The 13,589-nt window shown below is 64.7% G+C and carries 13 protein-coding genes; 8 read left to right on the plus strand and 5 right to left on the minus strand.

Features of this window, described 5'->3' with window-relative positions; translation table 11 throughout:
- Positions 1 to 68 precede the first annotated feature (68 nt).
- Both AC0L3J_RS22155 and AC0L3J_RS22160 read left to right on the plus strand, forming a co-directional pair.
- Entirely contained in the window at positions 69 to 203 is a 135-nt protein-coding gene (locus AC0L3J_RS22155; RefSeq protein WP_456768956.1) for a hypothetical protein, read from the plus strand.
- 271 nt (positions 204 to 474) lie between these two features.
- On the plus strand, positions 475 to 1,203 hold the full coding sequence (locus AC0L3J_RS22160; RefSeq protein WP_007601607.1) for a Crp/Fnr family transcriptional regulator: 729 nt from the start codon (positions 475 to 477) through the stop codon (positions 1,201 to 1,203).
- Here the strand turns inward: AC0L3J_RS22160 and AC0L3J_RS22165 are convergent.
- Complete coding sequence (locus AC0L3J_RS22165) at positions 1,200 to 1,976, minus strand: cyclase family protein (RefSeq protein ID WP_456768957.1); 777 nt, start codon at positions 1,974 to 1,976, stop codon at positions 1,200 to 1,202. The genes AC0L3J_RS22160 and AC0L3J_RS22165 overlap by 4 nt on opposite strands.
- A gap of 325 nt (positions 1,977 to 2,301) precedes the next feature.
- On the opposite strand from AC0L3J_RS22165, the gene AC0L3J_RS22170 reads away from it, so the two are divergent.
- The 4 genes from AC0L3J_RS22170 (at position 2,302) to AC0L3J_RS22185 (ending at position 6,021) form a co-directional block, all read left to right on the plus strand.
- On the plus strand, positions 2,302 to 3,273 hold the full coding sequence (locus AC0L3J_RS22170; protein WP_106946182.1) for a TRAP transporter substrate-binding protein: 972 nt from the start codon (positions 2,302 to 2,304) through the stop codon (positions 3,271 to 3,273).
- Positions 3,274 to 3,358: 85 nt separating this feature from the next.
- Positions 3,359 to 3,907 carry a TRAP transporter small permease gene (locus AC0L3J_RS22175; RefSeq protein ID WP_027566714.1) on the plus strand — a complete coding sequence of 183 codons (549 nt, stop codon included), beginning with the start codon at positions 3,359 to 3,361 and terminating at the stop codon, positions 3,905 to 3,907.
- The gene (locus AC0L3J_RS22180) at positions 3,898 to 5,190 is read left to right on the plus strand and encodes a TRAP transporter large permease (protein WP_456768958.1); all 1,293 of its coding nucleotides are present in this window, start codon (positions 3,898 to 3,900) and stop codon (positions 5,188 to 5,190) included. Before AC0L3J_RS22175 ends, AC0L3J_RS22180 begins: the two co-directional genes overlap by 10 nt.
- Before the next feature lie 24 nt (positions 5,191 to 5,214).
- The gene (locus AC0L3J_RS22185; RefSeq protein ID WP_456768959.1) at positions 5,215 to 6,021 is read left to right on the plus strand and encodes an SDR family NAD(P)-dependent oxidoreductase; all 807 of its coding nucleotides are present in this window, start codon (positions 5,215 to 5,217) and stop codon (positions 6,019 to 6,021) included.
- A gap of 9 nt (positions 6,022 to 6,030) precedes the next feature.
- On the opposite strand, the gene AC0L3J_RS22190 is transcribed toward AC0L3J_RS22185, so the two are convergent.
- The 4 genes from AC0L3J_RS22190 to AC0L3J_RS22205 are packed head-to-tail and all read right to left on the minus strand — an operon-like array spanning position 6,031 to position 10,300.
- Positions 6,031 to 6,729: a molybdate ABC transporter substrate-binding protein gene (locus tag AC0L3J_RS22190; protein ID WP_456768960.1), complete on the minus strand. Its 699-nt coding sequence runs from the start codon at positions 6,727 to 6,729 to the stop codon at positions 6,031 to 6,033.
- Positions 6,726 to 8,861, minus strand: coding sequence for a xanthine dehydrogenase family protein molybdopterin-binding subunit (locus AC0L3J_RS22195; protein WP_473348299.1), 2,136 nt, complete (start codon positions 8,859 to 8,861; stop codon positions 6,726 to 6,728). The genes AC0L3J_RS22190 and AC0L3J_RS22195 overlap by 4 nt, the downstream gene beginning before the upstream one ends.
- Complete coding sequence (locus tag AC0L3J_RS22200; RefSeq protein ID WP_456768962.1) at positions 8,858 to 9,328, minus strand: (2Fe-2S)-binding protein; 471 nt, start codon at positions 9,326 to 9,328, stop codon at positions 8,858 to 8,860. Before AC0L3J_RS22200 ends, AC0L3J_RS22195 begins: the two co-directional genes overlap by 4 nt.
- Before the next feature lie 15 nt (positions 9,329 to 9,343).
- Positions 9,344 to 10,300, minus strand: coding sequence for a tripartite tricarboxylate transporter substrate binding protein (locus AC0L3J_RS22205; protein ID WP_473348337.1), 957 nt, complete (start codon positions 10,298 to 10,300; stop codon positions 9,344 to 9,346).
- Positions 10,301 to 10,552: 252 nt separating this feature from the next.
- On the opposite strand from AC0L3J_RS22205, the gene AC0L3J_RS22210 reads away from it, so the two are divergent.
- Complete coding sequence (locus AC0L3J_RS22210) at positions 10,553 to 12,643, plus strand: molybdopterin oxidoreductase family protein (protein ID WP_473348300.1); 2,091 nt, start codon at positions 10,553 to 10,555, stop codon at positions 12,641 to 12,643.
- A gap of 136 nt (positions 12,644 to 12,779) precedes the next feature.
- The gene (locus tag AC0L3J_RS22215) at positions 12,780 to 13,562 is read left to right on the plus strand and encodes an enoyl-CoA hydratase/isomerase family protein (RefSeq protein ID WP_456768963.1); all 783 of its coding nucleotides are present in this window, start codon (positions 12,780 to 12,782) and stop codon (positions 13,560 to 13,562) included.
- Positions 13,563 to 13,589 lie beyond the last annotated feature (27 nt).

Below are 13,589 nucleotides of genomic sequence, written 5' to 3' on the forward strand. Positions count from 1 at the left end.
TTTTGATCGGGATCAATGCGTTCCGCCGCGTGTCCCGAATAATGCCTGAATTCACAGGGGAGGGCATCATGCCGGCCGACGCGTTGCTGATGAGCATCATTGTCGTGGCAATCTTTGTCACATTCGCCGGGGCACTGGTCTGGGCAGGCCGGCAAACCAGTCCAGGCCGGCTCAAGTCAGACGTCAAGCATCGAAGCGCCTGAGATCACGGTCGCATTTGCGGCGCCCGCGGCGCGGCTATGCCGTGCGAGTTCGGGCGGGTTGGCAGCGCCTCAACGCAAGGCGGCGTGCGGCGCTTGCAACTCTGCATCGACCGGGACGCATTGGCTCATCCTTCGGCTGCCGGCTTCGCGCCCGACCGCGGCATTTTCGCCGCGTTTGCCTCAAATCGAGACCATGCTTTCCGGTTGAAAAACTGGGCTACACTGACTACGCAGGGACCCCAGTGCCTCGCAGTCTTAGGAGCCCAGTGGCGTGCCTCAGGACAAGACCGGCGACGACCCCCGACAAGCGGCGGGGAATAAATTATCGGTCCTGCGCAAGCACCCGATCTTTGCGGATCTGGAGCCGGAGGCGCTGGATCAGCTCTGCCGTTACGCCAAGCACACCACGGTGAAGCGCGGCGCGACGATCGCTGCCAAGGGCGATCCCGGCAACAACCTGTTTGCGGTGATCACAGGGACGGTGAAGATTTCCTCTTCGTCGCCCGACGGCCGTAACGCCATTCTCAATCTGATCGGTCCCGGAGAGATCTTCGGCGAAATCGCGGTGCTCGACGGCGCCCCCAGGTCGGCCGATGCGACCGCCAACACCAATTGCGAGCTTTACATCATCGATCGCCGGGATTTCCTGCCGTTCGTGAAGAGCCAGCCGGCGCTCGCAATGAAATTCATCGAGCTGCTGTGCGCGCGCCTGCGCTGGACCAGCCAGCAGGTCGAGCAGGTGATCCTGCAAAATCTGCCGGGCCGGCTCGCGAGCGCGCTGCTCGGCCTCACCGAAGAGCGCAAGTTCGACTCCGGCAGCGGCACGCTCGCCATCACGCAGCAGGAGATCAGCGAGATGGTGGGCATGACGCGCGAGAGCATCAACAAGCAATTGCGCGCCTGGGCGGGCCGCAACTGGGTTCGCCTCGAGCACGGCGCCATCGTCGTGCTCGACATGGATGCCTTGCGCGAACTCGCCGAGAGCGGGCTCGACAGCTAGCTGTCGATGATCGCGACGGCGCGGGTCCAGCCCGCGGAGGCCCGCTCGATCTTCACCGGAAAGCACGAGACCGTGAACCCGGTCGAAGGCAGCTGGTCGAGATTGTGCAGCTTCTCGAGATGACAATAGCCGATGTGCCGTCCCGCCTTGTGGCCTTCCCAGATCAGGCCGGCATCTTTCGTTTCGGCATATTTCTTCGCGGTGTGGACGAACGGCGCGTCCCAGCTCCAGCCGTCGGTGCCGGTCAGCCGCACGCCGCGTTCGAGCAGGTACATGGTGGCCTCATAGCCCATGCCGCAGCCTGAGCTGACATAGTCGACTTGGCCGAACCTGGCGCCGGCGCCGGTGTTGACGACGACGATCTCCAGCGGCGACAGCGAATGCCCGATCCGCCTCAACTCCTTCTCGACGTCGTCGGCGCTCGCCACGTAGCCGTCGGGGAGATGCCGGAAGTCGAGCTTCACGCCGGGCTGAAAGCACCATTCCAGCGGCACCTCGTCGATCGTCCATGACCGCTCGCCGCGATTCATGGTCGGATGGAAGTGCCAGGGCGCATCGAGATGCGTGCCGTTATGGGTCGACAGCGAGACCTGCTCGACGGCCCAGCCCTGGCCGTCCGGCAGGTCCTGTGCCGTGAGGCCGTCGAAGAACTGCAGCATCCGCGGCAGGCCCTGCTGGTGATCGATGTACTGGATCGTCGGGTGATTGCCCGGCGGATCCGCCGTCACGTCGTTTCTGAGCGGCACGGAGATGTCGATCAGCTTCCGCGGCATGGGCATTCCTCGGGATGGTCCGTTTTGTTTCGCAGCATCTTGAGGGGGCCGCACCGGCGGCGTCAAGCAACGCGCATAAACGCTTTCCGCGGCAGACGGACAGATGATTTCGGAAAAAGCGGGCTACGAGCCGGTTGTCCGCCCAAAGCCGGTCTGATCCATCGATGCAACTCTAGCATTGATCGATGCCGGATTTGGCTTGGACAGAGAATGCCGCGCGCCCTAGGGACGACAATGGCGCTTGACTTCACACCGGAAGTGGAGCGACCCAAAGGCGGCCCGCAGCATCTGCCCAACGATATAATCAACTCAGGAGGAAGCCCAGATGAAGATACTTACCGGCGTCATCACAGCCGCTCTGCTGGCGGTCTCAGCCCCCTTGGCGACCGCACGCGATTTCCGTTCCGCCGACATCCACCCCGCCGATTATCCGACCGTCGAGGCCGTCAAGTTCATGGGCAAGCAGCTCGCCGCGGCGAGCGGCGGCAAGCTTGGCGTGAAGGTGTTCCCCAACGGTGCGCTGGGCTCCGAGAAGGACACCATCGAGCAGCTGAAGATCGGCGCACTCGACATGATGCGGATCAACGCATCGCCCTTGAACAACTTCGTGCCGGAAACCATCGCGTTGTGCCTGCCCTTCATCTTCCGGGACACGCAGCACATGCGCACCGTCCTTGACGGGCCGATCGGCGACGAGATCCTGGCGGCCATGGCGCCCGCAGGCCTGGTTGGCCTCGCCTATTACGACAGCGGCGCCCGGTCCATCTACACCGTCAAGGCACCGATCAAGTCGCTCGCGGACGTCAAGGGTCTGAAAATTCGCGTCCAGCAATCCGATCTGTGGGTCGGCATGATCCAGAGCCTCGGGGCCAATCCGACCCCGATGCCGTATGGCGAAGTCTATACCGCTCTGAAGACGGGTCTGGTGGACGCTGCCGAGAACAACTGGCCGTCTTACGAGTCCTCGCGCCATTTCGAGGCCGCCAAGTTCTACAACGTCACCGAGCACTCCCTGGCGCCCGAAGTTCTCGTGATGTCCAAGACGGTCTGGGACACGCTGAGCAAGGAAGACCAGGCGATGGTCCGCAAGGCGGCGAAGGAATCGGTTCCTGTCATGCGCAAGCTCTGGGACGAGCGTGAGCAGGCGTCCCGCAAGACCGTCGAAGCGGCCGGTGTTCAGGTCGTGACGATCGCCAACAAAGCGGAATTCGTCGACGCGATGAAGCCGGTGTACGACAAGTTCGCCGGTGACGAGAAGCTGAAGGGCCTCGTCAAGCGTATCCAGGACACGAAGTAAGACCATAGCGTCGGTCCGGCGCGCCGACTGGCGACGCCGGACCGACGCGTTGGAGGCGCGCAAGGAGACTTGCAAGGAGATTTGGATGACAGATCCTCACGTCGCAGACCACGAACTGGACGTAGCCGGACGCCCGTCCACCGGCTTGCTGTCCCGGATCAATGCTCCCGTCGCTCGGCTGGGCATGTATCTGTCGGTGACCGGGCTGCTCGTCATCGTCACCATCGTCTTCTACCAGGTGTTCGGACGCTACGTGCTCAATTCCAGCCCGACCTGGACGGAGAACCTTGCGTTGGTTCTGATCCTGTATGTCACATTGATCGGCGCCGCTGTCGGCGTGCGCGATGCCGGGCATATCGGCATGGACAGCTTGCTGGTGATGCTGCCGGATCACGCGCGCGAGAAAATCGAGCTTGTGATCCACGTCCTGGTCGCCGGGTTCGGCGTCGCCATGGCCTATAACGGCTGGATCCTCGGGGCGTCGGTCGGAACCGTGAAGATCCCCAATCTCGGGCTGCCCGAAGTCATCCGCTACGTACCGCTGATCGCCTCCGGTGTCCTGATCGTCTCCTTTTCAATCGAGCACATCATCGCTCTCCTGCGCGGCGAAGAGGTCGTCCCCTCATGGAACTGATCATTCTCGGCGCCACTTTCTTCGGCTTCCTCGTCCTCGGCGTCCCCGTCGCCTTCGCGATCGGCCTCTCGGCGATTTGCACCATCCTCTACGAAGGTCTGCCGGTCGCCGTCATCTTCCAGCAGATGATGTCGGGGATGAACATCTTCTCCTTCCTCGCCATCCCGTTCTTCGTCTTCAGCGGTGAGTTGATGCTGCATGGCGGCGTCGCCGACAAGATCGTGCAGCTCGCCAAGAATCTCGTCGGACACATCCGCGGCGGGCTCGGCATGTCGAACGTGGTCGCCTGCACGCTGTTCGGCGGCGTGTCCGGCTCGCCCGTGGCCGACGTGTCGGCGATGGGGGCCGTGATGATCCCCATGATGAAGAAGGAAGGTTTCGACACCGACTACGCCGTTAACGTCACGACCCATGCTTCGCTCGTCGGAGCACTGATGCCGACCAGTCACAACATGATCATCTATGCGCTCGCCGCCGGCGGCAAGGTCTCGATCGGCGCGCTGATCGCCGCCGGCCTCCTGCCGGCACTGGTGCTGATGGTGTGCATGCTGGTCGCCGCTTACGCGGTTGCGGTGAAGCGCGGCTATCCGGCCGGCAAGTTCCCGGGCTGGCCCGCAGTTTTTCGCTCGTTCGCGGCCGCTCTGCCCGGCCTTCTGATCGTGGGCATCATCCTGTCGGGCATCCTGTCCGGCGTGTTCACGGCAACCGAATCCGCGGCCGTCGCGGTCACCTATACGATCCTGCTGACGTTCTTCATCTACCGCACCATGACCTTGCCGAACTTCCTGCGCGCTGCGGCCAAGGCGGTGAAGACGACGGGCGTGGTGCTGCTGCTGATCGGCGTCTCCACCATGTTCCAGTATTTGATGGGGCTTTACGAGGTCGCCGACTTCGCCGGCGAGATGATGGGCAAGGTCTCGACGCAGCCCTGGGTCATCTTCCTGCTCATCAACGTCATCCTGTTCGTGCTGGGCACGTTCATGGACATGGCCGCGACTATCCTGATCTGCACGCCGATCTTCCTGCCGATCGCGATGAAGGCGGGCATGGATCCGGTGCAGTTCGGTATGCTGATGCTGATCAACTGCGCGCTGGGACTGAACACCCCGCCGGTCGGAACCACGCAGTTCGTCGGTTGCGCCATCGGCGGCATCTCGGTGGGCGCGGTGATGCGCACCATCCTGCCGTTCTACGCCGCCCTGATCGCAGCTCTGATGTTCGTAACCTACGTCCCCGCCTTCTCGCTGTGGCTGCCCCGTCTGCTGATGGGCTACAAGGGCTAGCAGCAACGCAGGGAGAATCTATCCGTGACTGACTATCGCAAGCTCTTCGATCTCACCGGCAAGACGGCCGTGGTGCTGGGCGCCGCGTCGGGCATCGGCAAGTCGGCGGCCGAGGCGCTGGCTGGGCTCGGCGCCCGTGTCGTCTGCGCCGATCGTGCGCTTGACGGTGCCGAAGCAACCGCCGCCGGCATTCGTGAAAAGGGCGGCTGGGCCGAGGAGGCTGCCTGTGACGCGGCGAGCGCTGCGGACGTCAATGCGCTGGCCAAGACCGTGATGCAGAAATTCTCGCGGCTCGACATCGCGGTGACGACGCCCGGGCTCAACATCCGCAAGACCATCCTCGACTACACCGAGGAGGATCTCGACCGCGTCCTCAATCTCAATATCAAGGGCACGGTCTGGTTCTTCCAGGCGTTCGGCCGCATCATGGTCGAGCAGAAGGGCGGCAGCATCATTGCCTGCTCCTCGGTGCGGGCGGTGACCATCGAGCCGGGCCTCGGCGTCTACGGCTCGACCAAGGCCGCGATCGGCCTGCTGGTGAAAGGCTTTGCCTCCGAAGTTGGACGCTCCGGCGTGCGCGTCAACGCGATCGCGCCGAGTATCGCCGAGACCGCGCTGACCGGCCCGTTCAAGCAGCGTCCCGATATCTACAATCTCTACGCCGGCCATACCGTGTTCAACCGCTGGAGCAGCGCCGACGAGGTCGCCACCGCCGTCGCCTATCTCGCCTCGGACGCCGCGAGCTATGTCAGCGGCAGCACGCTGTTCGTCGATGGCGGCTGGACCGCCGTTGACGGGCCGCCGACCGGCCTCACCCAGTTGCACACATAGGGTGGTTATCTAGCCGGTAAAACCGGCGCGCTGGCGCAGATCCCGGCGGTCTGCGCTGGTCAGCAACGCGATCAGCGCGGCCGCCTCTTGTGGATGTGCCGCCCGCGTGGTCACGCCGGCCGTGTACATCGTCACGAGCTCGCAGCCCGGCGGCAGCGCTCCTGACAGCGCGATGCCGTCGGTTGCGATGATCTCGGTCGCTTGCGTGCAGCCAATCGGATGCTTGGCGGTGGACGCCGCAAGCTCCCGCATCGCAGTCGCGCCGTTGGGAAAGATCTTGAGGCGCCAAGCGACCTCGTAGGCGATGCCGAGCTGATCAAGCACCTTTGCAACGTGCTGTCCCGCCGTCGAGGCTTTCGTATCAGGCACGTAGATCGCATCGGCGCTGCGCAGCACCTCGCGCAAATCGGCCTCGGTCTTCACGGTCACCTTCGGATCGCGGCCCCGGACTGCCAGCGCGGTCTCGACCCGCCCGACATCCGAGATCGAGGAGGGGACGACGAGCTTCTCTTCGACAAGCTTTGCAAGCAGCGCCTGCGTCAGGATCACCAGATCGGCGGCCGTTCCCGCCCGCAGCCTGTCGGCCATGATGCCGACCGCGCCGAACTCGCCGTCGATGCCGAAGCCGGTCTGTGCCTTGAAGGGATCGCTGAGGCCGCGCACCAGGCCTTGCGCCGCGCCTCCACTCAAAATGCTCACTGTCGTCACGATGCCAGCTCCATGGCTGCAATGATCTTGTCGCGGGTGATCGGCAGGTCGCGCACGCGCACGCCGAGGCAATCGTAAACGGCATTCGCGATCGCCGCCGTCACCGGGCCGTGGGCGGCCTCGCCGGCGCCGACCGGCTCGATCTCCGGTCGCTGGACGATCTCGACATCCACCATTGGCACCTCGCTGAAGGTGAGGATCGGATAGTCGGTCCAGGACGTCGACGTAATGCGCGTGCGGTCGAAGCGGACACGTTCCCTCAGTACCCAGCTCGTCGCCTGGATCGCGCCGCCCTCGATCTGGTTGATGACGCCGTCGGGATTGATGGCCTCGCCGACATCGACCGCAAGCGTCAGCCGCTTGACGCGGATGTCATCAGTGCCTTCGATCTCCGCAATCGCGGCGCAATAGGCCCCCGTGTTCTTGTAGCGGGCGAAGCCGACGCCATGACCGATGCCCGCCTGCTTCTGCGGTTTCCACTGCGCGCGTCGTGCCACCGCGCGAATGACCTCCTTTGCCCGTTCGTCGCGCAGATGGCGCAGGCGGAACGCGATCGGGTCTTCGCCGCGCAGGGCGGCGATCTCGTCGAGCAGGGACTCAATGGCGAACACATTGCCTTGTCCGCCAAGGGTCCGCAGCGCCGAGGTCCGCACCGGCATCGTCAGCAGCCGGTGGCTCGTGATCGTCCAGGCCTTGAGGTCGTAGAGCGGAACGGAGTTGCGGTCGCCGCCGCCGCCATTGGCCGCGGGCGGATTGGTCGAGACCATCCGCGGGTAGGGGTTGGTAATCTCGGTTGCGGCAAGCAGCGCGGGCTGTGCTGCGCGCCCCGGCCGCGCCGCGTGGCCGTTGCTCCAGATCGCGTGGCGCCAACCGACGATCTCGTTGTCCGCATCGAGATCGGCCTCGATCTCGATCGCCATCGCCGCGCCGAACGGCGCGTGAGACAGCTCGTCGTGGCGCGACCATTGCACCCGCACCGGACGGCCGCCGGCCCCTTTCGCCAGCAGCACGGCATCGAGCGCGACGTCGTCGGCCGCGTTGTGTCCGTAGCAGCCCGCGCCTTCCATGTGCTCGACGACGATGTTCTCTGCCGGGAGCTTGAGCACGATCGCGAGGTCGGCGCGCAGCAAATAGACGCCCTGGCTGTGGGTCCAGACATGGACACGATCGCCGTCCCATCGCGCCATCGCACAGGACGGTGCGATCGAGGCATGCGCGATGTAGGGACGGATGTATTGCCGACGGAGGGTGCGAGCAGCCTTCTTTATCGTTGCCGCCGTGGTCCTGGTGTCGATGACAGTGGTCTCGACCGGTTGGCTCTTCAGGAATCCGGCCAGATCATCTTCATCGGGCAGCGGCTCACCAGCCGACCATGTCGCGCCCCTGCGCAAGGCTTTCAGCGCGGCCTCCGCCGCTGCCTCGCTGTCGGCAACCACGCCGGCAAAGCCGCCGTCGCGGACGATCGCGACGAGGCCGGGAACGGTTTGCGTCGCCGTTTCGTCGAGCGCGATCAGCCTGGCGCCCGAGATGTCCGGCCGCAGCACGCGTCCGTGCAGCAAGTCCGGCAGCGGACAGTCATGAATGAAGCGCGGCCGTGCGAACACCTTATCGGGAATGTCGACGCGCTGGACCGAATGTCCGGCCACAGTGCGTTTGGCGACAATTTTCGCCGTTGCGCCCGCTTTGGCGTCGCGCTCGAGCGAGACGTCACCAGCCAACTCCCAATAGCTGGTCCTGACATTGCCGGGGCCCGAGATCGTGCCGTCATCGATCCCGAGCAGCGACGCATCGACACCCAGACGCTCCGATGCCGCGGTGAGGAAGCGCTGGCGGACCTCGGCACAGGCGTGGCGCAGCGCGCGGCCGGATTGCTGGACCGAAAGGCTGCCCGAGGTGACGCCCTCGTTCGGACTTGCCGCCGTGGAGGCGCGGATCATCTCGATGCGGCCAATATCGACGTCGAGCTCGTCGGCTGCGATCTGCGCCAGGGCCGTGACGATGCCCTGGCCGATCTCGACCTTGCCGGGCGAGATCGCGACACGGCCATCGCCGACGATCTTCACCCAGGATGACAGCTTGGGATTGGCCGCAAGGCTGACCGGCAGTGTCGGGGCAGGGGACAGCGCACTCATGATCCCGCCATCTCCGACGCCGCCCGCAGCACGGCGCGGACCATGCGGTTGTGCGATCCGCAGCGGCACAGATTGCGATCAAGCGCCGCTTTCACCTCGGCCTCCGTCGGCGACGGATTGCGCTTCAGCAGCGCCGCCGCGCTGATCAGGATTCCCGAGACGCAATAGCCGCACTGCATCGCCTGCTCGGAGATGAAGGCGCGTTGCAGCGGATGCGGTGCGTCCACTGTGCCGAGGCCTTCCACCGTGACGACGTCCTTGTCCGCGACCGACCACATCGGCATGTCGCAGGAAGCCATTGCGCGGTCGCCGACCATGACATGGCAGGCGCCGCACTCGCCGGCCCCGCAGCCGAAATGCGGACTTGTGACGCCGAGCCGGCCGCGCAGCAGATCGAGCAGCGTCTGATCCGGATCGGCATCCACGGCCGCGGCCGTGCCGTTGAGCTGGAATTGAATGGTCGGCATTGTCGCTCTACGGCCTCAGGACTTGTCGAACTTCTTGACCACGTCGGCCCATTTCTCGATGTCGCCGCGCAGGAATTTGTCGAATTCCTCCGGCGTCATTGACATGGGCACCGCGCCCTGCGCAGTCCAGAGCTTGACGATGTCGGGCCGCTTCACCATTGCGGTCACGGCGGCATTGAGCTTGTCGATCACGGGTTTCGGCGTGCCGGCCGGCGCCATCAGGCCGAGCCAGATCGTGGCTTCATAGCCTGCGACGCCCGCCTCGATCGCCGTCGGCACGTTCGGCAGCACCGCCGAGCGCTGCTTGCCGGTGGTCGCGAGCGCGCGGACCTGGTTCTCGCCGATGTTCGGCGCCATCGCCGGCACCGCGTCGATCATCATCTGCACCTGCCCCCCGATCACGCCACTGCGTGCCTCGCCACTGTTGCGGTAGGGGACGTGGACGAGGTCGATGCCGGCCATGGCTTTGAACAGTTCGCCGGCCATGTGATAGGGCGTGCCCTGGCCGGACGAGGCGTAGTTCAGTTTGCCCGGCTGCGATTTGGCGAGCGCGACGAAGTCCTGCAGCGTCTTCGCTGCGACTTGCGGGTTCACCACGATGACGAGATCGGAAGCGTTCACCGGTGCGATCGGCGCGAGGTCGCGCATCAGCTCGTATTTGCGCTTGTCCGGCGTCAGCAGGGATTCGTTCGCGGTCTGGGTGTTGGACATCATCAGCAGCGTGTAGCCGTCGGCCGGGGACTTCGCCGCTTCGACCGTGCCGATGACGCCGCCGGCGCCGGTGCGGTTCTCGATCACGAAGGGTTGGCCAAAGCTCTCCTGGAGCGCATTGCCGATCTGCCGGGCTGCGACATCGGCCGGCCCGCCGGCGCCGAAGGGCACGACGATCCGGACCGCATGGTTGGGATAGTCTTGCGCCAGGGACGGGGCTGCGGAGCATGCGCTGAGCAGGCCGGCGGCCAGCGCCAGCATGAATTGTCGGGCCGTCACACCCACCTCCCTGATGTCGTTCTTGTTGGCCGGCACTGTAGCGGCAGGGGAGGCGGACTGTCGACGCCTCACAAGGCCCATGGCGCCTGGAATATCGGGCGGTTGTCGGTGTGGCGGCGCCGCTCTTCGCGGTCGCGGCAGGAACCGGCGGCGCACGCGGTCTGAGCAAATCGCATGGGCGTTGCCGGATAAATACCCTCGGCTGAGGGGTATTTTGGTGTTACCAAATTGGACATGAACCAGCACGCCAAGATCGAAATCCGCCATTCGACCTGTCCGCATGATTGCCCGTCGGCCTGTGCTCTCGATATCGAGGTGCTCGAGGGGCGCAGCATCGGTCGCGTCCGCGGTTCGAAAAAGCAGACCTATACGGCCGGCGTGGTCTGCGCCAAGGTCGCCCGTTATGCCGAGCGCATTCATCATCCTGAAAGACTGACGTATCCGCTGCGCCGCACGGGTGCGAAGGGCTCCGGCCAATTCGCCCGGATCAGCTGGGACGAGGCGCTGGACGAGATCGCGGATCGCTTCAACCAGGCCGAGCGCGAATTCGGCGCGGACTCAATCTGGCCCTATTATTACGCCGGCACGATGGGGCTGGTGATGCGCGACGGCCTCAACCGCCTCACGCATGTGAAGAAATATTCGCGGTTCTATCAGACCATCTGCGCCAACGTCGGCCGCATCGGATTCGCGATCGGCACCGGCAAGATCGCCGGCGTCGATCCGCGCGAGATGGCGTTGTCCGATCTCGTGGTGATCTGGGGCACCAACCCCGTCAACACGCAGGTCAACGTGATGACGCACGCCGCCCGTGCGCGCAAGGAGCGTGGCGCCAAGATCGCAGCCGTCGACGTCTACGACAACGAGACCATGAAGCAGGCGGATATCAAGATTATCCTGCGGCCCGGTACCGACGGCGCGTTCGCCTGCGGCGTGATGCATGTCCTGTTCCGCGACGGCCATGCCGATCGCGCCTATATGGACAAATACACCGATTGCCCTGATGAGCTCGAGGCGCATCTGAAGACGCGCACGCCCGAATGGGCATCCGCGATCTCAGGCGTGCCGGTGGCGGAGATCGAGGCTTTTGCCAAATTGGTCGGCGAGACCAAGCGGACCTTCTTTCGGCTCGGCTACGGCTTCACCCGCTCGCGCAACGGTGCGGCGCAGATGCATGCCGCGAACTGCATTCCCGCGGTAACAGGCGCCTGGCAATATGAAGGCGGCGGCGCCTTCTTCAACAATTACGCGCTGTGGCACTTCAACGAATCCATCATCGAGGGCCACGACGCCATCGACCCAACCATCCGCGCGCTCGACCAGTCGCAGATCGGCCGCATCCTCACCGGCGATTCCAAGGCCCTGCTCGGCAAGGGGCCGGTCAAGGCGCTGCTGATCCAGAACACCAATCCGATGACGGTGGCGCCGGAGCAGGCGCTGGTCCGTCAGGGCTTTGCCCGCGAGGATCTGTTCGTCGCGGTGCACGAGCAGTTCATGACCGAGACGGCCGAGATGGCCGACATCGTGCTGCCGGCGACGATGTTCATGGAGCATGACGATCTCTATTACGGCGGCGGCCACCAGCACATCTCGGTCGGGCCGAAGCTGATCGACCCGCCCGGAGAATGCCGCTCCAATCACGAGGTGTTGCAGGCGCTGGCGCCGCGGCTTGGCGCCAGGCACCCGGGGTTCGAGCTGACGCCGCGCGAGTTGATCGACGCGACGCTGAAGCTGAGCGACCACGGCGACATTGCCGGCCTCGAAGCCGACCTCTGGCGCGACCTGCAGCCGGACTTCCGCACGTCGCATTATCTGGACGGCTTCGCCCATCCCGACAAGAAATTCCATTTCAAAGCCGATTGGGCGCATCCGCCGTTCGGCCAGAAGATGGGTGACTTCGACAAGATGCCGTCGCTGCCGGACCATTGGGCGGTGATCGAGCATTCCGACCAGGCCCATCCGTTCCGGCTTGCCACGAGCCCCTCGCGCAGCTTCCTCAACACCACCTTCAACGAGACGCCGTCCTCTCAGGCGCGCGAGGGCAAGGCCAGCGTGATGATCCATCCCCTGGATGCGGCCGCGCTCGACATCGCCGATGGCGATGCCGTGACGCTCGGCAATACCCGCGGCGAGACCACGCTGATCGCCAAACTGTTCGAAGGCGTGCGCCGCGGCGTGCTGATCGCGGAATCCGTGCATCCCAACAAGAACCATATCGGTGAGCGCGGCATCAACATGTTGACCGGCGCGGACACCATCGCGCCGATCGGCGGCGCCGCTTTCCACGACAACAAGGTCTGGGTCAGGAAAGCGGTCGCGGCCTGAGCCGCACAGGCGCTTCGATCCCCTGCAGGTTTGTGTCGAGGCGCTAAAGCGGCGCCGCGCCGCAGTTTGCCCTTGCACCTTCCGCCCGAGCTGCCGCAAATGGCCGCTAAACGGGAGCCAAGGAAGCGAGCGTGCCATGACCGACACCATAGCCGTGATCACCGAGAAGCGCGGGCAGGCGCTCTGGATCACCATCAACCGGCCCGAGAAACGCAACGCGCTGAATGACGAGGTCATCGCCGGAATCGCACGGGGCTATCGCGACGCCCATGACGACAAGGACGTCCGAGTCATCGTTCTGACCGGTGCGGGCGACAAGGCGTTCTGCGCCGGTGCGGATCTGCAGAACTCCGGCGCGGCTTTCGCGATGGATCATTCCAGACCGAATGTCGACTATGCCGATCTGTTGCGGTTGTCGCAGAACGCCACCAAGCCCGCGATTGCGCGCGTTGGCGGCGTCTGCATGGCCGGCGGCATGGGCCTGCTCTGCATGACCGACATGGCCGTCGCCGCCGATCATGTCATCTTCGGTCTTCCGGAGGTCAAGGTCGGCGTGTTCCCGATGCAGGTGTTGAGCCTGTTGCAGTCCATCGCTTTACCGCGACTCGTCAACGAATGGGCGCTGACCGGCGAGCCGTTCGACGCGAGGGCAGCGCTGGGAGCGGGCCTGCTGAACTACGTCGTGCCCGCGGCGGAGCTGGACGCCAAGGTCGACTGGCTGATCGGCCGCATCGTCGATAAATCCCCGACCGCGATCCGCCGCGGCAAATACGCGATGCGCGCCATCGCCTCGATGTCGTTCGACGAGAGCATCGCCTACACCGAAAGCCAGATCGCGCTGCTTGCCATGACCGAGGATGCCAAGGAAGGCCTGAAAGCGTTCAGCGAGAAGCGCAAGCCGGTATGGACGGGAAAATAGGCGATCCTTTCAGCGCATTCGTCGGCG

The organism is Bradyrhizobium sp. Kon37, from assembly GCF_055807535.1.